This window comes from Peribacillus muralis (genome assembly GCF_001439925.1).
In the GTDB taxonomy this organism is placed as follows: Bacteria; Bacillota; Bacilli; order Bacillales; family DSM-1321; genus Peribacillus; species Peribacillus muralis.
The window spans coordinates 71316-90175 of sequence record NZ_LMBV01000005.1 but is presented as its reverse complement, the minus strand read 5'-3'; the positions used below and the strand labels follow the sequence as shown (position 1 = coordinate 90175).

General features: G+C 43.1%; 22 protein-coding genes. 9 read left to right on the top strand and 13 right to left on the bottom strand.

Features of this window, described 5'->3' with window-relative positions; genetic code table 11:
* Positions 1-9 precede the first annotated feature (9 nt).
* From ASU00_RS08895 to ASU00_RS08870, 6 genes are all read right to left on the bottom strand, one after another.
* A complete protein-coding gene (locus ASU00_RS08895) occupies positions 10-651 on the bottom strand; it encodes a response regulator transcription factor (protein ID WP_057913106.1) in 642 nt (213 codons plus the stop codon).
* Positions 644-1687 (bottom strand): sensor histidine kinase, encoded by a 1044-nt coding sequence (locus tag ASU00_RS08890; protein WP_057913105.1) that lies wholly within the window; start codon positions 1685-1687, stop codon positions 644-646. Before ASU00_RS08890 ends, ASU00_RS08895 begins: the two co-directional genes overlap by 8 nt.
* Complete coding sequence (gene liaF, locus ASU00_RS08885) at positions 1684-2430, bottom strand: cell wall-active antibiotics response protein LiaF (protein ID WP_057913104.1); 747 nt, start codon at positions 2428-2430, stop codon at positions 1684-1686. The genes ASU00_RS08890 and liaF overlap by 4 nt, the downstream gene beginning before the upstream one ends.
* A gap of 155 nt (positions 2431-2585) precedes the next feature.
* The gene (locus ASU00_RS08880; RefSeq protein ID WP_057913103.1) at positions 2586-3221 is read right to left on the bottom strand and encodes a PspA/IM30 family protein; all 636 of its coding nucleotides are present in this window, start codon (positions 3219-3221) and stop codon (positions 2586-2588) included.
* Between the two features lie 16 nt (positions 3222-3237).
* Positions 3238-3576, bottom strand: a complete 339-nt coding sequence (locus tag ASU00_RS08875; RefSeq protein WP_057913102.1) for a lmo0954 family membrane protein — start codon at positions 3574-3576, stop codon at positions 3238-3240.
* A gap of 252 nt (positions 3577-3828) precedes the next feature.
* Positions 3829-4443 (bottom strand): TetR/AcrR family transcriptional regulator, encoded by a 615-nt coding sequence (locus ASU00_RS08870; RefSeq protein ID WP_057913101.1) that lies wholly within the window; start codon positions 4441-4443, stop codon positions 3829-3831.
* 176 nt (positions 4444-4619) lie between these two features.
* Here ASU00_RS08870 and kynU point away from each other — a divergent pair, with 176 nt between their 5' ends.
* The 6 genes from kynU (at position 4620) to ASU00_RS08840 (ending at position 10358) form a co-directional block, all read left to right on the top strand.
* A complete protein-coding gene (kynU, locus tag ASU00_RS08865; RefSeq protein ID WP_201786286.1) occupies positions 4620-5897 on the top strand; it encodes a kynureninase in 1278 nt (425 codons plus the stop codon).
* 75 nt (positions 5898-5972) lie between these two features.
* Positions 5973-7394, top strand: coding sequence for an amino acid permease (locus tag ASU00_RS08860; protein ID WP_057913099.1), 1422 nt, complete (start codon positions 5973-5975; stop codon positions 7392-7394).
* 47 nt (positions 7395-7441) lie between these two features.
* Positions 7442-8296 carry a tryptophan 2,3-dioxygenase gene (gene kynA, locus ASU00_RS08855; protein ID WP_057913098.1) on the top strand — a complete coding sequence of 285 codons (855 nt, stop codon included), beginning with the start codon at positions 7442-7444 and terminating at the stop codon, positions 8294-8296.
* A gap of 24 nt (positions 8297-8320) precedes the next feature.
* Entirely contained in the window at positions 8321-8947 is a 627-nt protein-coding gene (gene kynB / locus ASU00_RS08850; protein ID WP_057913097.1) for an arylformamidase, read from the top strand.
* 163 nt (positions 8948-9110) lie between these two features.
* Positions 9111-9356, top strand: coding sequence for a DUF2164 domain-containing protein (locus tag ASU00_RS08845; RefSeq protein ID WP_057913096.1), 246 nt, complete (start codon positions 9111-9113; stop codon positions 9354-9356).
* Between the two features lie 369 nt (positions 9357-9725).
* Entirely contained in the window at positions 9726-10358 is a 633-nt protein-coding gene (locus ASU00_RS08840) for a LysE family translocator (RefSeq protein ID WP_057913095.1), read from the top strand.
* A 53-nt stretch (positions 10359-10411) separates the two neighbouring features.
* Here the strand turns inward: ASU00_RS08840 and ASU00_RS08835 are convergent, their stop codons facing one another.
* Together ASU00_RS08835 and ASU00_RS08830 are read right to left on the bottom strand one after the other, a co-directional pair.
* The gene (locus tag ASU00_RS08835; RefSeq protein WP_057913094.1) at positions 10412-11269 is read right to left on the bottom strand and encodes an MBL fold metallo-hydrolase; all 858 of its coding nucleotides are present in this window, start codon (positions 11267-11269) and stop codon (positions 10412-10414) included.
* Between the two features lie 69 nt (positions 11270-11338).
* On the bottom strand, positions 11339-12769 hold the full coding sequence (locus ASU00_RS08830; RefSeq protein ID WP_057913093.1) for a phospholipase D-like domain-containing protein: 1431 nt from the start codon (positions 12767-12769) through the stop codon (positions 11339-11341).
* A 193-nt stretch (positions 12770-12962) separates the two neighbouring features.
* Here ASU00_RS08830 and ASU00_RS08825 point away from each other — a divergent pair, with 193 nt between their 5' ends.
* Positions 12963-13400 carry a hypothetical protein gene (locus ASU00_RS08825; protein ID WP_057913092.1) on the top strand — a complete coding sequence of 146 codons (438 nt, stop codon included), beginning with the start codon at positions 12963-12965 and terminating at the stop codon, positions 13398-13400.
* A gap of 280 nt (positions 13401-13680) precedes the next feature.
* On the opposite strand, the gene ASU00_RS08820 is transcribed toward ASU00_RS08825, so the two are convergent.
* From ASU00_RS08820 to ASU00_RS08810, 5 genes are all read right to left on the bottom strand, one after another.
* Complete coding sequence (locus tag ASU00_RS08820; protein ID WP_236712672.1) at positions 13681-14241, bottom strand: peptidoglycan-binding domain-containing protein; 561 nt, start codon at positions 14239-14241, stop codon at positions 13681-13683.
* A 160-nt stretch (positions 14242-14401) separates the two neighbouring features.
* On the bottom strand, positions 14402-14872 hold the full coding sequence (locus tag ASU00_RS08815; RefSeq protein ID WP_057913091.1) for a hypothetical protein: 471 nt from the start codon (positions 14870-14872) through the stop codon (positions 14402-14404).
* 129 nt (positions 14873-15001) lie between these two features.
* Entirely contained in the window at positions 15002-15151 is a 150-nt protein-coding gene (locus ASU00_RS24995; RefSeq protein ID WP_152983718.1) for an FbpB family small basic protein, read from the bottom strand.
* Positions 15144-15251 carry a Fur-regulated basic protein FbpA gene (gene fbpA / locus ASU00_RS24430; RefSeq protein ID WP_269085315.1) on the bottom strand — a complete coding sequence of 36 codons (108 nt, stop codon included), beginning with the start codon at positions 15249-15251 and terminating at the stop codon, positions 15144-15146. Before fbpA ends, ASU00_RS24995 begins: the two co-directional genes overlap by 8 nt.
* 64 nt (positions 15252-15315) lie before the next feature.
* Positions 15316-15801, bottom strand: a complete 486-nt coding sequence (locus ASU00_RS08810; protein WP_057913090.1) for a flavodoxin domain-containing protein — start codon at positions 15799-15801, stop codon at positions 15316-15318.
* 425 nt (positions 15802-16226) lie between these two features.
* On the opposite strand from ASU00_RS08810, the gene ASU00_RS08805 reads away from it, so the two are divergent.
* Positions 16227-17333 carry a cell adhesion domain-containing protein gene (locus ASU00_RS08805; RefSeq protein ID WP_152983717.1) on the top strand — a complete coding sequence of 369 codons (1107 nt, stop codon included), beginning with the start codon at positions 16227-16229 and terminating at the stop codon, positions 17331-17333.
* 163 nt (positions 17334-17496) lie between these two features.
* Positions 17497-18693 (top strand): hypothetical protein, encoded by a 1197-nt coding sequence (locus tag ASU00_RS08800; RefSeq protein WP_152983716.1) that lies wholly within the window; start codon positions 17497-17499, stop codon positions 18691-18693.
* Positions 18694-18860: the final 167 nt, after the last annotated feature.

Below are 18860 nucleotides of genomic sequence, written 5' to 3'. Positions count from 1 at the left end.
CTTTTTGCATCATTGTTCATCGTGGACGAGTGAATGTTTAAACGCGTAAATCACCGCTTGGGTCCGGTCCTGCACTTCAAGCTTACTTAATATATTGCTTACATGCACTTTGGCCGTTTTCAGGGCAATGTATAGCTCATCGGCTATTTCCTGATTCGTTTTCCCTTGTGTCATCAAAAGCAAAATTTCCATTTCACGGTTTGTCAATTGATCGTGAAGCTGTGTTACCTTTGGACGACGCAGCTTTTCCATCATTTTCCCCGTCACCTCAGGCTCCAGTATGCTTTGTCCCTGGAAGGTGGACCGGACGGCTCTGGCAATTTCACTGGCCTTTGATGTTTTCAACATATAGCTCGTCGCCCCGGCTTCCAATGCCGGGTACACTTTTTCATCATCCAGGAAGCTTGTCACGATAATGATCTTGGCTTCAGGCCATTTTTCGATAATTCGCTTCGTCGCTTCTATGCCATCCATTTCTGGCATCACCAAATCCATCAAAATGATATCCGGACGCAATTCCAAGGCCAGTTCGACTGCTTTCAAACCATTATCCGCTTCCCCGATCACTTCGATATCCGCTTGTGCCGTTAAATAGGCCGATACCCCGATCCTTACCATTTCATGGTCATCGACAAATAATACTTTAATCATCATGATCACCTCCTGTATGTATCAATGGGATTTTCACCTCGAGCTTCGTTCCTTTATTCGGGACGCTTACAAGCTGCATCGTTCCGCCTAATTCAACAGCCCGTTCATGCATGTTTTGCAGTCCGTATGATCCGGTTTTTGAATTCTCGGCGTTAAAACCGACGCCATCATCGGTGATCCGTAAAATGATCAGCCCATCACGAACGATCATTAGCACTTCAAGCGAGCTCGCTTTCGCATGTCTCAAAGTATTGGAAATCGATTCTTGTAATATCCGGAACAGATGGTCTTCAATCCCCTTATCCAGGGTAACGGGCTCCATCTTCCAATGTATATCCATCGTCACTTTTTGGGCCAATTCCTCGAGGAGCTCCTGCATTCCCGCTTGTAATGATTTTCCTTTCAATGCAACGGGTCTCAGGTGGAGCAATAGCGCCCTCATCTCGAGCTGTGATTGATGAATCATCTCTTCCACGATTTTGAATTGTTTCATTACCGCTTTATCGACGGTGGGTGACTCTGTAATTGCCGACATGAACATCGAAGCGGCAAACAATTGCTGGCTCACTGAATCATGCAGTTCCCGCGCCAGGCGGTTTCGCTCTTGGGAAACGATTTCCTGAATCTGTTTCTCCTGATCGACGGCCTTTTCATTGGCCATTTTTTGCGATAATTTAGTCTGTTCATTGATTTGCTTATGAATTTGATTCATCCGTTCAACCATGGTAGCCAGCTCCGAAATCTGATAGGTTTCCGGTCGTGAAGGTAAGCGGCCTTGTTCCAGTAGGTAAAGACCTTCATCCACTCTTTGCAGCTGTCTTTTGAAAAACATCCCCGAAACGGCTCCATATATCAGCCCTGCGGTTATGACCAGGCTTGGCAGAAAAATGACGAAGGGCAGGCCCATGACCACTTTCTCCCATAACAAGCTCCAGTCGGATAGTGGAAAGATAAAGAAAACCACCGCCGGCAAAAGAAGCGAAAGAACGAAGGAAACACCTAGGGCAGTCAAGATCTGCCGTGTCACGATGCTCATACCCGCTTCACCTCTAAATCCCCGACCAGGATGGACGTGATGATATGAACTTTATGGTCCGCTTCATCGAAGCCTTCTGTTTGAAAAGAATGGATTTGATTAAAGACCCTGGATTCAGGCTTATTTTCAAAAATCCGCGTTCTTCCTGCCATGACAGAATGATGGACCCTTATTTCAATGCCGTATGGGATGAGGACCGTAATATTTCCAACGATATTCCTAAGAGAAATGACGGCATCCCCCTTCGGCAGTATCGTCCGGCTCAAATCAATGACCGTATCCCCGACACCGATTTGAACATTCACGGAATTCCATTCGTATACATGCTCACCCGTTTGTTGGTGCCCGAACAGCTTATTTTGAAAAAGATACCCAGCATTCAATAACGGCTCTTTATGGATCTGTTCTTCTTCAAACCCTTCATTGGTTATAATCGGGTTGATCCAATCAGGATTCTTTTTCGACTGATAATATAAAAGTAATAAACAGATGAGAATCGCCATCAGAAAAAACTTAAACACGAACATATTCAAAACAGTTATGATAAGAGAGATTAGTCCTACAAAAAATAGAATCTTGCCGATTGTCCGTTTCGTGTATTTCCTGCCCAAATAGATTAATACAACCGAAAAAGCAAGGGCGAATAGCAAGCCTCCACCCTTGAATGAAATCTCTAAAAAAAGCAGGACGATTCCGATGAGGAAGATCCAACCCATATAATCCGTTTTCATTTTGTTCAACATCGGCCCGCCTCCTTTGTATATGATCATGATATTCTTAAAAGGCGCAGTCACCAGCGCCTTTTAAGAATACCACGAATTGATTAGGTTCTAACAGAGCGTTTTCCCTCATCCGCGCATTTGGAGGATAAGGGATCACAGCCATGCATGAATAATGTTTACGATTCTTTCTGTTCCAATTCCTTTTCAAGCTGGGCGATTCTCGCATCGATGGTATGTCGGTTATAATCGGAATCGACCTTATGCTCGATGCGATCGATATAATGCTCCATTTCTTCAAACATCGCTACCGGTTTCGCCTCAGAGCGGCCGGCATCCAACACACGATTGATCCGGTGGTTTGCCCGGGCAATATTCTCCCTGCCCATCAATTCCATCCGCTTTAGGTGCATATCCTTAAGCTTATGTTTCATTTCTTCATATTTACGCTCCAGCTCAGCCAACTGAACCTCTGCACTTTTGTGCGCCTCCTTCAAGCTTTGCGCACGTTCTTCATAGTGCAGACTTTCCTTAAGGGCGAACTCCATTAAATCCGTTTCACCGGACTGCTTCGCAACGTCAGCTTGATTTTTGCGTTTTTCAGCTAAATTTTGCGCTTGATTATATTCACGCGTAAACTCTTCTTTCAAAAGATATTGACGTTCAAGCAGCTTACCGACCTTCTCTGTCTCCTGCTCACACTGACGCAAATATTGATTCAACATGCCAATCGGATTCTTTTGCTCCTTTTTATCAAGCAAATCATGAAAATCAGCTGAAATCGTTTGTTTCATTCTAGTAAATAAATTTCCCATAATGTTTCCATCCCTTCTATTCGTTTTTATTCAAATCTTTCCACTCTCTCTCAAAATTGGAGAATGGATCATTTTCAGTCGATGCACTGTCATTCCATTTTTTATAGACAAGGTAAAGTACATAAGCTGCCACCAATCCTAATATCGCCGGGATATGGGAAACAGCAACGATCAGCACAATAACGCATAATGCTCCCCAAGCAACCTTCGCTCCTGTCGAATTGGACTTCATGAACTGCTTGAACCCAAAGTACAGGATCGCCAAGCAAATTGCCAAACTGATCAATGGACCAACATTCGCCAGCAGCACGAACAATGCAATCAGACCTACAAGCAATAAACCAAATTTCTTCATTGTTTTCGTCCTCCTTTCCTTGTTTATATCTTATCTACTTTTACAAGTTCGTATAATGAGCCTTAGCTATATTTTCAACTAAGACCTAAGGCGTAGCCGAGATAAGTCTTAATCAAGTTTGGGAGGTTTACTTGTGAATTTTGTAGTTTACCGCGAATTGAGTGCTCTTCTCCTTTTACCAGCTGTTTATGTTCTGTTTAAACCAAAAAACCTTCCAATTGTATTAACCTGGAAGGTTTTAGGCGATGTCAATTACATATATAGGCCTTCTACGTAAACTGAGGTGATGGTCTGAGCAATTTCGTCGACAGTGCTTTGATGCTCGTTCCGGACAATTTCCCACAGATACATTTCGTTTGTGAAGAACCAGCCTTTTGCCACAAGTTCATGGTTCAGTTCAGCTCTTGCCAGTCCATTTTGCTGTGCATAAGCGACGTCCTTTGATATTCGTTGGATGAACTGCTTGCGGATCGCTTTCCATTTATCTGAAATGGCGGTCGAAATGCCTATAGCCTGTTCGAAAACTTGCATCATATTGCGTTCAGCCTCTGCCATTTTCAGAAAAGCCTTGGCTTGGTTGTTTATAATTTGTTTTGCTTCTTCTTTTGAGTTCGGAAAGAAAGATGTCTCGGCAATTTCATAAAATTGCTCCATCACATTCTCCATTAATACTATTAATAGTTCCTCTTTTCCTTTAAAGTGCACATAGGCCGTTCCATATCCGATATTCGCCCTTTTGATCATTTGGGAAATAACTGCGGCTTGATAACCTTCTTCAAGAAAAATTTCTTTTGCAGCTTCCAATAGCTTTTGCCGTGTCATCATCGAGCGTAAATGCCGTTTATCCCCTACTTGGCCATCAATCATGCCCATCCCTCCTTATATCTAGCATAAAGGATTTCTATAAAAATAAAAAACATTTGCAGGAATCTGCAATCTTCTGTTATTTATTTAAATTTTCTGATTTATTTCATTGACATGATGTCATATTCTTTGCTACGATTTTCCTAGAACGATAAGTAAATAGAAAATAGGAGGTCATTATGGTTACAACATACACGTTGGATTACGCGAAACAGCTGGATGAACAAGATGCTCTTCATGCATTTAGGAATGAGTTTTATTTAAAGCCTGATTCCATCTATATGGACGGGAACTCCTTAGGGCTGCTTTCAAAAAGGGCTGAGCGCACTCTTTTGGAATCTTTATCGGATTGGAAGGAACATGGGATTGACGGGTGGACACAGGGAAAACATCCATGGTTTTTCATGGCTGAGGAACTGGGGGCAAAAATGGCCCATTTGGTCGGTGCTTCCTCCGATGAGGTCATCCTAACCGGCTCGACTACGGTGAATCTGCATCAGCTCGTGTCCACCTTTTATAAGCCTGAAGGATTCCGCACAAAAATCCTGGCGGATGAGCTAACCTTTCCGACAGATATTTATGCACTCCAAAGCCAGCTGCGCACTCATGGGCTCGATCCGGAAACCCATCTCATCCGAGTGAAGAGCCGGGACGGCCGATTCCTTGAAGAGGATGATATCATCGAGGCCATGACCGATGATATCGCTCTCATCATCCTTCCGACGGTCCTCTATCGCAGCGGCCAAATATTGGATATGAAACGTCTGACCGAGGAAGCCCATGAAAGAGGAATCATGATCGGATTTGATGGATGCCATTCGATTGGTGCGATCCCGCATTCGTTCAGGGAATGGGATGTTGATTTTGCTTATTGGTGCAATTATAAACATTTGAATGGCGGTCCTGGCGCCGTTGGCGGCTTGTATGTTAACCGTAAACACTTTGGGACGATGCCTGGATTGGCTGGATGGTTCGGGTCAAGTAAAGAAAAACAATTCGATATGGAACATACGTTAACTCAAGCTGATTCCGCTGGTGCCTACCAAATTGGGACACCAAATGTGTTAAGCTGTGCTCCTTTAATGGGGTCCTTGGAAATTTTTATGGAGGCAGGAATTGAAAACATCCGGGGAAAATCTCTTAAAATCAATCAATATTTAATCGACTTGGTCGAATATGAGTTGAAGGACATGGGGTTTTTTATCGGGACCCCTAGAGAAGATGCTCGGCGCGGCGGCCATGTCAGCCTAGAACATAAAGAAGCTGCACGCATTTGCAAAGCATTGAAGGATAACGGCGTAATACCGGATTTCCGTGCGCCTAACATCATTCGCCTAGCTCCGGTTGCGCTTTATACCTCCTACGCTGAAGTTTGGGAAGTCGTCCAAATCCTCAAAAAAATCATGACAGAAAAACAATATGAAAAGTATAAAAATGAACGTGAAGTCGTGGCATGACAATACAACCTGGGGGACACACTCCCCCGAAGGTTAGATTGAATGAAGTCTTTACAGAAAGAAAGGGGATGAAATATGGAGAACAACAATATACAATTGAACAGGACAGATGATCCAGAAAAAGGATTGAAGCGATCATTAGAAACCAATCAGCTTTCGATGATTGCCATGGGCTGTGCCATCGGGACGGGTTTATTCCTTGGCAGCGGCCTTGCCATTCAAGCGGCAGGTCCAAGTGTATTGCTCAGCTATGCACTGGGGGCGTTCATTGTCCTGCTGTTGATGGGCTGTTTGGCAGAAATGACAGTGGCTCATCCCACTTCCGGATCGTTTGGAGCCATTGCTGAAACGTACATGAATCCCATGTCAGGTTATCTTGTTCGCTATTCTTACTGGATAAGCAATGTATTGGCTGTTGGCGTGGAAGTTAGCGCAGTCAGCGTGTATATGAAATTTTGGTTCCCTGCCGTACCGGGAATCGTATGGATTTTGTTGTTTGCAGGTGTCCTGATTTATGTAAATGCCACTAGCGTAAATACCTTCGCTACATTTGAGTATTGGTTCTCCTTTCTTAAAATAAGTGCCATCGTTGGTTTTATCCTTCTTGGAGCCTATGTACTGCTCGGTACATCCGAACAGCCAAATATAGGACCGGAGAACTTCGTGAATGAAGGCGGTTTTTTCCCATTTGGCTGGTGGGGAATGTGGGTAGCCGTATTCATTTCATTATTCAGCTTTCTTGGAACCGAAATGATAGCGATTACATCAGGAGAAGCAAAAGATCCCGATGTAGCTGTTCCGAAAGCATTAAAAGCTACGGTTTTTCGTTTATCCACTTTCTATGTTCTGACAATTGGGATCATGTTGATGATCGTACCGTGGAAAACGGCTGGGATCGAGGAAAGCCCCTTCGTAAAGGTAATGGAGATCTTGAACATTCCAGGTGCATCCGGAATCATGAATTTCATCATTTTAACAGCCGCTTTATCGGCCATGAATGCTCAGCTCTATGCTTCGACACGCATGATGTTTTCGTTGGCGCGGCGGGAAAATGCACCTAGCATTTTAGGGAAATTAAACAAAAGGAACGTTCCGGCAAATGCAATGGCTATCTCGACAACGGGAATTTTCATTGCTGCAGGCGTTCATGCTTTACTTCCAGGTTCCTCCTATGCCTTTATGATGGGCATTTCCATGTTCGGTGCCATTTTCACTTGGTTCATGATTTTCATTTCCCATTTGTACTTCAGGGTGCAATGGGAGAAATCAGGCGGACGCAAATTACCGGTAAGAATGATTGGCTTTCCCTATCTAACCATTTTAGGTGCAGGCCTTTTATTTTGCCTGATGATTACGACATGGTTTACGGATTTCAAAATCATGCTCCAATTCGGGGTTCCTTGGCTGTTATTTTTATCTGTTGCTTATTTCGTTTCGAAAAAAAGAAATCCGATTCAGCATCCAGGGCAGGAATCTCCCAATAAGAAGATAAATTAGAATGACATTTCACGTCTTTGTATATGAAAAGTGAGGGGAATATCAGAATGAAGAATATGAATGACAAGGAACAAAACGGGCCTGGACTAGAAAAAAATATCCAAACCGATTTCGAAAAATCGATGTCCTACGGAGATTATCTCCACCTTGATCAAATATTAACCAGTCAACATAGATGTTCCGATCATCATGACGAAATGCTATTTATCATTATCCATCAAGCGAGCGAGCTGTGGATGAAGCTCATTTTACATGAATTGAAGGCTGCAACAAAGTGCATACACGATAACAATTTGGAGCCCTCGTTTAAAATGCTGTCGCGTGTTTCGAGAATCCAACAGCAGCTCATCCAGTCATGGAATGTGCTTGCAACCTTGACCCCTGCTGAATATATGGAGTTCAGGGATAAACTCGGACAATCGTCAGGATTTCAATCCTATCAAAATCGACTGATTGAATTTGCATTAGGAAACAAAAATGTCCATACGCTATCAGTCTATCAGCACGAGGCCGACCTATATGAGCAAATGCGGCAGGCCCTTCATGAGCCAAGCATCTATGACGAGGCGATCAATGCTCTTGTAGCGCGCGGATTACCTGTTGATCAAGAAGCCATCAGTCGCGATTGGTCGCAAAAATATGAACCGAATGATAGTGTAGAAGAAGCATGGCTGACCGTTTATCGTGATGTCGAACAATATTGGGACTTATATGAGCTCGCAGAGAAGCTAGTGGATATCGGCCACCAGCAGCAGTTATGGCGGTTCAACCATATGAGTACGGTGGAACGAATCATTGGCAACAAAACCGGAACTGGTGGTTCATCAGGTGTAACGTATTTAAAAAGAGCACTCGATCAACACTTTTTCCCAGAGCTCTGGAGCTTACGAACGAAGCTATAAGAAGAAAAGTACTGGAGGTAATGCATGAGTACATGGATTGATATTTCACAGCGACTGGATGAACATGTCGCAACTTGGCCAGGAGATGCACCGTTCTCATACAAAGTCAGTTGGAGCAAGGAGCAAAGTGGATCTGTCAATGTTGGTCAAATCAACATGAGTGTACATACTGGTACGCATATTGATGCACCGTTTCATTTTGATAATGAGGGAAAACGAGTGATTGACCTGGATCTGAATTTATATATCGGCAGTTCACGCGTCGTCCACTTGCCAAACAAGACGAGCATTGGCGTCAAGGAATTGGCCAATCATGATCTACAAGGCGTGACGCGGTTGTTAATTCGGACAGATGCTTGGAAGGATAGGAACGTATTTCCGCAAACCATCCCCCATATCCAACCAGAATTAGCCGCTTACCTTTCAGGTCTTGGCATTCGGCTTCTAGGACTTGATTTACCTTCGGTGGATCCATTGGATAGTAAGGAACTGTCTGCCCATCATCAGCTTGCCGATCATGGAATTCATATTCTCGAGGGTCTTGTATTGGACGATATAGATCCCGGGAATTATGAATTGGCTGCCCTTCCCCTTCCTATAGTTGAAGCAGATGGAAGTCCGGTAAGAGCTGTATTGAAAAAAATCCCCTGAATGGGGTCAGCCTAAAAATGTGAGAATGGCTCCCGAATTATACGGGAGCCATTCTCGTTTTACACTGTGTATGTACATAAACTTTTTTGAAAATCCAGCCTGTAATTATCTCGATTCCACATGTATAGTTAAAACTACTAACATATTTTGAGGAGTGTTCCGCATGTTCATCAAGCTAACTAAAGAGCAACAACAATTAATGATATCCGATATCCAATATTTTTTTTCACAAGAAAGAGATGAGGAAATAACGGAATTCGCCGCAGAACGAGTATTGGACTTCGTTAAGGAATCGCTCGCCCCCCATTTCTATAACGCCGCCGTACATGATGTCAAGCATGTCGTCGAACAGCAATACGCTTCCCTTGAAGATGAAATATTAACGCTCGAACGCCCGATTAACAGATAAGCAATTTTACAAGCATTGACCGATCGAAACTCACGAATAAACAGCTCAAACTTGCGAATAAATAGCTCAAACTCACGAATAAACCGCTCAAACTTGCGAATAATCAGCTCAAACTTACGAATAAACAGCTCAAACTCGCGAATAAACCGCTCAAACTCGCGAATAAACAGCTCAAACTCACGAATAAACAGCTCAAACTCGCGTGTAAACGGCTCAAACTCACGAATAAACGGCTCAAACTCGCGAGTAAACAGCTCTCATTCGAGAGTAAACGCCCAAAATCATGAATATCTTCTTTCATAGCTCCCGCAACTGCGTTTGTTTATGTTATAATCTTCTGAATTCAACAACGAGAATGGAGGTCCGTATATGGAAAATTTTTATTTTTTCGTGCTTATGTGCATTCTTCTCATCCTTTTGCCTGGTCCGGATACGGCTATCGCCACTAGGAATACGGTTACCGATGGGACGAAGGGTGGATTTAAGACGATGCTAGGGACTTGCTGCGCCTTGCTTATCCATACATCAGCAGCCGTGTTTGGGCTTTCAGCAATCATCGTGAAGTCAGCTTTGTTATTTTCCGTCTTCAAATACGTTGGTGCCATTTATCTTGTATACCTAGGTATCAAAACGTTATGGGGATTAAAGAATAATCAAGCTGCTAGTGCCGAAGGGGCACCAATCAAAAGCAAGTATGAAAATCAGTCTTGCTTCAAGCAGGGGTTTCTTACCAATTTACTCAACCCTAAAGTGGCCGTCTTCTTCTTGACGTTTCTGCCTCAGTTCGTGGATCCAGGCAATACGACGTTTTTGCCGTTTCTGATTATGGGGATCACGTATACCGTGTTAACGGCGTTGTGGTTCATTTTTTATATTTATTTGTTGAACCAGATCAGCGCCTTTATGAAAAGGCCGAGAACGCAGGCGATTTTCGAGGGTGTAACTGGAATGGTGCTGATTGGATTTGGAATCAAGCTCGCACTGGAAAAAGCACATAATTAATTTGCACGGCACCCCATTCGAGTTGGGGTGCCTTTACTAATTACTCCCATTCTTCACTGCCCCAGTTCATACCCATTCACAAAAAAGCCGATCGTTTCGAGTTCATCTTCCGTTAATTCACCTTTTGCTTTCTTGGCCAAGTCCTGCTGAATTAGGGCTCGATTGCCACGGTGCTCGACGACAGCTCTGGCACATTGTTTCATTAATTCCAATTCAGCTTTCATTTCCTGCTTCGTGCAAGGCTGATGATGATGGGAAAGTATATATGTATCGGCTTCATAGGCTTCAATTTTCTTGACGAGCAGCGCGGCCTGTTCAGCGGTATAATTCCATTTTTCCGCATAAAGATTGGCGTAAAAGCAGTCTCCGAGAAATAAGGTTTTTTCCTCTGGAACATAAACGATGCAGGAATCCTTTGCATGATCACCGCCGATGTGTTCAATGACGCAGGTTACATCGCCGAGATCGATTGTCAGCTTTTTTTCAAACGTGATATCGGGCAGCGGCAGGGCGATCTCTCGATTTCTTCCAAGTTCTAGTTTGATTGCATCGGCACAAAATAAGATCTCCGTGCCTTCTTCAACCCGCTGGTCAAGAGCTTGGTCTTCCCATGAAAGCGGCTGCATTTCCTTAATATGCTGATAGGTTTTTTCGTGGCAAATGACTGGAATTTCGATATGCTCCAGTCCGAATACGTGATCCCAGTGGGAATGCGTCAAAACGAGGAAGTCCCCGCTTATATCATGTTTAAGTAATTCCTCCTGAAAGAGCTGTGCATGCTGGACGGAGTTACCGGCATCGATGATGAGCGTTTTTTTGTTACCTTTAACAGCGGCAAGAATCGGCCGATCCGTTTCTTGGACTGGTGTCAGGTAGACGATATGTTTCGAAAGGTGCTGTAAAGTTTGCATGATTCTTTCTCCTTCGGATTGATATTGTTGCTTAAGTATACCAAATCGAATTAGCTTCGCGGTTTATCTTTATATGAACCGGTTACAATATACCGTTATTTTCGAGAGGGCATTTAAAAAGGTGGCTTTAAAAAAGGATTCTTCCTTTTTTTTGTCTTCAGGCGGTTCGATATACTTTTTATCGTCTGCAACGAGTGTACTATCCGCAATTTTCGAATCAATTGCCCCCATAAGCTGTGAGGCGAATACTTCACTATCAATGATCACCATGGATTCCGTATTTAAAAAGGCAGATCGTGAATCCAAATTGAAGGAACCGACTGCACTTAACCGTTCATCATATACAACGGACTTGCCATGCAAGGAATACAGCTTCGAATATTCATAAAGTCTTGCACCTGTTTCAACGATTCGATCTCTTAGTGCTAAATAACTGGAAAATGCGATAACATTCGGGGTCGATGTTACCGAATTGGTCAATATCGTCCACTCCGCTTTAGCATCCAGCCGATTTGGCACATACTCCTCCAACATATTGGCCGGAACGATATAAGGGCTCTGGATGAATACCGATCGCTTGGTTTCTGCTGCAATATCGACCAGTGATTTCCACACAAACGGGTATTTATAGAAGCGCTCGATTGGATTATGAAGAAAAGAAACTTTTTTCGTCGTGGCTGTTGAGGTACTCCAATCGATGGATGGCTCGACAAATTCGGCTTTCTCATGCTTTGCATCACGATATGTACTGGATAATGTGGCCCTCATTCTTTTTCCTTTTTCCTTTTGTTTCTTTGAAAGATCCGCAAAAACCTCACTCGTATACGGATGATTCCATAATGCATCCAAATACCCCTTCATATCAACGATGACGCTAACTTTTTCTTGTTTTGCATTAAAAATCAGGACATCGCGGTCGTAGACAAAATTCTTAGGCGGCTTGCTTGCTAAATACTTATCGGCAATATTCCTGCCCCCGATGATCGCTAGCTTGCCATCCACGGTCATGATTTTGTCATGAAGCCGATTGTGCCATGTCCATGGCTTGAATGGCTTGAAGGTTTCGTAGTACCTTAATTCAATATTGTCATGTGCTGCCAGTGCATAGCGGGCATTTCTCAGTTCCCCCCTAAGGCCATGGCAGATTCCGTCGAGAAGGATCCGGACCTTTACGCCGCGATCCGCTGCTTGTATCAGTGCTCCTAAAAGGAGTTCGCTTGTTTCACCTTTTGCAATGGAGTAGTAGGCAATATCGATTGATTGGTTCGCTTCCTGAATCATTTGCATACGAGCCAATCCTGATTGATACCCATCTTCAAGCAGCAGTACACGATCCACCGTGGCTTCTTTTTCTCCCATATAGGCACTTATGTGATTCGTCATCCTCCCCGCTTCCTTTTCCTTTGGCAAGCAGAAAATGACCACTGCCGTCACCACTACATAAAGAATATATACGAAAGTAACGAATAATAATCCCTTCCATGCCGTTTTGGCAGCCACTGACCATTCCCCCTATGTCGATATGTTACTACTATTCGTAATAAGCAAGGCGGCTATTCAGCTTATATGTTTAACCCTCATTGACGGTTGCATGGAATGTTGAAGGAACTTGGACAATTATTTTCCTTTTAAATTGTGACAAAGTAGTGAACATGTAAGCAGTTGCATACTATTATATTGAAGGAGGGATTTTATGAATAACAAAATAAGCATCCTCAATTATTGCTTCCCATTAGGTGTGTCAGAGGTATTCTTTCTATCCAGCTTTTATCTTTCCATTCTAGACGTGTCTTTATTTGCCTTCGCTTTACCATTTTCCGCTTTGTTTCTATTGATTTCCGTGTACCTATTCCTTCGAACGAATACTGCAGCAAAGGCAATACTTAATCATGACGAACGAAATAGCGAAGTATATGCCTTTTACCATCAGTCCTTCGGGATTTTTGCGATCATTTTTTCCGCGTTACTTTTCGCCGCATTAGCTTATATTCCTCTAATGGAAAGCGGAGGCCACTTCTACCTGCTTTATTGTTTACCGATGGCAGTGTGCTGCTTGATTCCTGCGGTTGCATCCTATAAAGGGATGAAATCAGCTAAACTGGAAGCTGAAAAAAATGTAACGAATATCTAATTTCCTGCATTCAGACTATGTTCGTTGTTTCGATCCACTCTATGTTTTTGGGTAAAATGAGGATACAATCAAATTAACGAACATCAAAAAAAGACACTGGATAAACCAGCGGCTTTCTGTGGCAAGTCAGTAGCTACTCGATTGAGATAGTAACCTTTTTCCTACATACATCTGGCCGGATGGTATGGAGGAAAAGGGTTACTTTTTTTAAGAGGCGAAGCGGTCACCCCTTTCATTAAAGGAGTGACCGCTTCGTGTTATACCAATTTGCTGTCGCTTCTTATTGCTCCACTACACGTCCGTCTTTATATATATGAAACCAGCCGATCGTACCTGTACCGCCTTGATCGATCCAATCCTTGTTGGCTGCTTTATAGATGTAATAGGCTTTTCCTTTGCCGTCTTTCAGCAGCCTGCCGTCACCGCTGAATACGATCTTGCTTCCTAGCTTCTTTGTGCCTAGGGCAATCGCGGCTTTCTCCGTGAACTGTTTTCTTTCCACTTTATTTTCATCTAAAGCATACCATGTCATCGGACCGACAATACCATCCGAGCTCAGGTTGTGATCCACTTGAAATTCCCTGACGATATTTTGCGTTTGGGTGCCAAAAATGCCATCAACGCCCACCGTATATTTAACATCTTTTAGGCTTTGCTGCAGGTCTCTTACATAGCTTGAGCGCGAGCCTTTGCGGAGGGTCGGACGCGTTTCCGCTTTCGTTTCGACTTTCTGTACTTGACTATCCTTTGAAGCTGCGTGGGTAATCGAATTTGCTCCCGTACCAACTGGCGCCACCATCAGGGCAACGGCTGGGATCATGACCAATAATGTTTTCTTCACTGTTATATAACCTCCATTCATATAATCATTCTGCTCATGTCTGATTAACTTTCTATGGAGCTCATTCATTATAACGTATGGAAATCACCAATTGCGTTTTAATCACTTTTTTTAAATAAAATGGTAAAAAATGTTCATGAGATGCTGAAGGTCTTCTGACTTAAGCGTTGACCTCGATTACCAAGATATCGAATAATTGCCCATCGATATAAATCAATATCGCCCATTTACCTGCTTTCGTCAGTACAACATTAGTGGGCAGGCTTGCATCCGCTCCATTCAGCTGACCACCGCCGATCCCCTTCCTTGACCAAACTGCTTCACTGAAAACAGGACTGATGCCTTTCGATTCTTTATGGTATCCAACAAGTGTCAGCTTCCCCTTATCGATCCCCCAAAAGTGCCACAGCCATTTTTCGATTTTGTTTGGCTTCAATTCAGGTCCAATTATGCCGACTTTGTGCTCATTGCCTACCATATCGCTGCCTGCATCGGTGTTAAACTCAGCAGCGTTCTTTATCCAATCTACCTCTTCTACATCCTTTTCGGTTACAAAACCGGGAGTAGCATTGTTTGGAGGTTGTTGAACCTTGGTTTGAGAACAGCCACTTAGACACAATAAACGTAACAAAAATACACCAGCCTTTTTTTTCTGCTCAAAAGTAAATCCTCTTTTCTTTCTTCGACATCATCTTATCCATAATATTTCACTTCATAGAAAAAAGCCGAAATCAACGCTCGATTCGGCTTTTACATACACTTATGGATTCACTTGCTTCGGTTTCTTGTTTTCAACGACGGCCTTTTGATCGATTTTTGTATAAATGCGCTCGACCTCCGTTTTGTCATGCAACAGATGTTCGCGGTTTTCATTTAGCAGTTCTTTATAAGATTTCCTTCTCCTAGACATTCTTTAATTCACCTCGCAAGTGATTGAATTCTTTCTGTAGGACTACGATCGGGAGTTCGTAAAGCTGTTTATTATATTTTTTGAATATGCCGAATTTCAGAAGTTCCTGGATACCTTCTTCGCTTCTCCCTTTTTATTTAATTGGGTAATCACCATGAGCCTCCTTAACAAATAGGCGGTCTTTGGTACTTAGGATTATTTTGCATCAAATCTGTTAGGATAAACCGCCATTTCATCCTTTTACTTCCCCAACTTAGAGCCTGATCTGCAAAGTGTTCACATTGGTCATGTGCTGTGGTCTCCTGTTCCATTTTCAATACTCGATCATATACAGTAAACCCACATATCTTCATTTTAGCGGAGAGGATATGGATTGCATCGCCTGCCCCAAAAAACGCGACTTTCCCTCCTGGAAAATCAGCTTGATCAAGTTCTTCATAAAATTCGTGTGCCTCATATGGCAAATCATCTTGATTCCATGTATATAAACCGATAAAAGCCAAATCAAAATCCTTCAAGGTATCCACTTCTACCGTATCCAATCTTTCCATATATACTTCACAGCCGACAGCCATCATTCGATTTTTTATGTTTATAGCCATTTTCTCGGTATTACCGGATAAACTGACGTAACCAATGAATACCTTCATCTATACCAACCCCCTAATTGAGAATCAATTTCACTATACCTCAACTATAAATGAAAATGATTCTCATTGTCAATTTTATATGACCACTAATTATATGAAAGGTGGTCCATCTTCTTCACCTGTTTTGTTGACTATAAAAAAGGTAAATCAAAAAAGCCTGTAGACAGGATCAATTTCTTAGACTTTACCTACAAGCTGAAATCGTGTTCGTTACAAGGGTATGCATGATAGATTCTCCTTTTCATTACTTCGATGATTACAAATATGCCATACATCACCACTTATATTTCCAGTTGTTCTTATGAAAATGCCCTACATTAGTCGCAATTCTAATACTTCAGAAAAAATTTATTGAATATTTAGAATATTAACTTATACTGAAAAATGAACCACAAAATTATATTTGGAATTTGGAGGTTGATGATTTGAAGAAGGTACACCATATTCTCATCAGTTTGGTTTTGCTGTTTGTTATTGCTCCTTGGTACCCTACTTCCACTGCCGCTGCATATGATGGTCAAACCCTGGACACCGGAATCTACTGGTTCGGTTCAGGAAATGTATCACAAAAGTTTATTGCCGGGCAATCGAATTCTTACTTCGGCGCAAGCAAACCCACCCTCATCTATATACACGGTTGGCAAAAAGACACCACCGCGTCTCTATTCCGAGAAACATTCAATCCTAAGCGAAACGACGCAACAAATGGTCCGGACGTGAACACTGTGAACTACTGGGTTTCCAAAGGTTGGAACGTCGGCATCTTCTACTGGAACCAGCTCGCTGATGAAGGCGAAGTAAAAGACGCAGAGGCTAAGATTTGGACATCCTCCGGACCGCAGGGCATGCGCTGGCGCAAGAAAGACGGTACATACAGCACAGCAGGCGCACCGACAGTGTCAGCGGCGCAATTGTTTGTAAATACATACAAACAAGCTATGCAGGGCTTTACCGGCAGCGAAGTCCGCTTCGCGGGACATTCGCTCGGAAACCAACTGGTCACGAACAGTGCAAAATTGATTAGCGACCAGGTCGATGGCGGCACGATTGCTACTAACCTAAGACCGAAGCGAGTGGCTCTTCTAGATCCGTTTTGGTCAAAAGATGCCAAAAGCTACCTAGGTAATAAATGGACAGGAGAGCTGTGCCGTCAATACGTGACCCATCTTAAAACAAAAGGAGTGGCATTCGAACAGTATAAATCGAGCGCCATCACCGATGTCGGAATCGGCGACAGCAATAACGGCATGATTCAGCTGACGGCGTTCGCCGAGTTGAAACCTTGGTATATCTCCGCTACTGACCAAGGCGGCAAGCACGGCGCGGCGCGAGATTGGTACTTCTACTCCATGGGCTTCGGCGCACCGGCCGAAATCCAAAACGGCGCGGCCACCGGCCTAACCGGTGCTTCCGCAGCCACGGCCACGACTCGAATACAAACGATGATGAACTCCAGCAACAGGTGGTATCAGGATGCAGGACAAAACTCCGCAGATCCGTCTGATGATAAGTTCGAAGTGATCTCGCGTTGAGGTACATCGTATACACAACAGAGTAAGGACTCTGGATCAGTCGATTGTTATTCATATGTTATCGGGCTTAAAGGTCGAAGAAAGCTTCTCAAATACGATCCATACAGCATCGCGGTATTAAAAAAGTAGCTTTGGATTATTTTATTGGAGAGGTGTGAAGATAGTGAAGAGGTTTGCTATATCAGTATTTTTAGTAGGAGTTCTTTTGTTTTCAGGATGGTTTGCTTTAGAAGGAAAGGCAGCTACCGTGCCGATGATTAACTATACAAAGAGTGGAGACCGGTCGTTCATTTTCGTGAATAACCCTGAACAAATTTACAATGGAGATTTAGGGGATGCCAACCTAGGAGACAAATCAATTTACCGGGATACTTTAGCTCCAGGGAAGTACCGTAATTTTTTTGAACATGTCAATCGATCTGGCTCAACAATCGGATTCGGTATTCAGCTTTATAATCCTAACTCTTATCCAGTAACGGTAACGGTAAACGGTAGTGGTTACGAAGCGAGCGTGTACGGAGGGCGACCTTTTTCACAAATGTTTAGTACTTATTCTCCAACAGGCACCTCCTATACAATTCAAGCTGGAGGCAGTCAGTGGATTATGCGTAAAGATAATTCGATTACAAACGGCAGTTTCTTTAGCGGCGTCATTGATTTCGCTATTTCAGGCGGACAGGTACTTATGAACAACACAGCATATCGAAATTTCAGTGCCTTAGACGGATCAACAGCATATATGGGCTACGTTCAACGGATAGAAAGTGATGGAACGCATGAAGCGCGCGTTTACAAAGGGATCAGTCCTTATTCGGAAGTGACAGCACCCAATGTCAATTTTACGATTAGCGATTCCGATTCCCAAGGTGTGCTAGCTGTTCAATATCCAAATTTCAACGTCAGCACAGGGACATATGGAAGTGCAAGTGTTCGCTCCGACGGTTGGGTTAGCAGCATTAGCCCGGTAAATAATCAAAATGCCATTACGAATGACATGCTTTCGTTCGATATGCCAGGTTGGGGTATTATTGATGCTCTTCGCCCGTCAGATGGAGAAGGAAAGTATGGAAATCTGGCAAACTGGGGTGTAGTTTACACGGTAAAAGGAACCGTTACAAACAACGGTACGCGAACAAGAACAGTATCAGCAAACTACAAAGGAAATCCTTCTTCAAATGCATTTATTGCATATCGAGGTTCCGATAACACATGGAGAAATACACAAGTGGAGCCAGGCAGTAACATTCAGTATTATACGTTTTCTGTTCCTGCGAAAACAACAGTTTCCTATGAAGCTAAGTTTGTGATTGGTGGTCCAAGCGGCGGAAATATTGTACAATCAATTTCACTTAATAATTAATAAGAAGGTGATACGAAGCAGCCTCGTATCACCTCTTTTTTTAATCGCTTCCCTCGGCAAGTCATCTGTAGATCTAGCAAAAAATGCATATCAATAGCTAAAATACCTCATTCCTTACACTACTCGCATCGGCCACCAGGTGTATTAAAAGAAAGTGTTTACCTGTT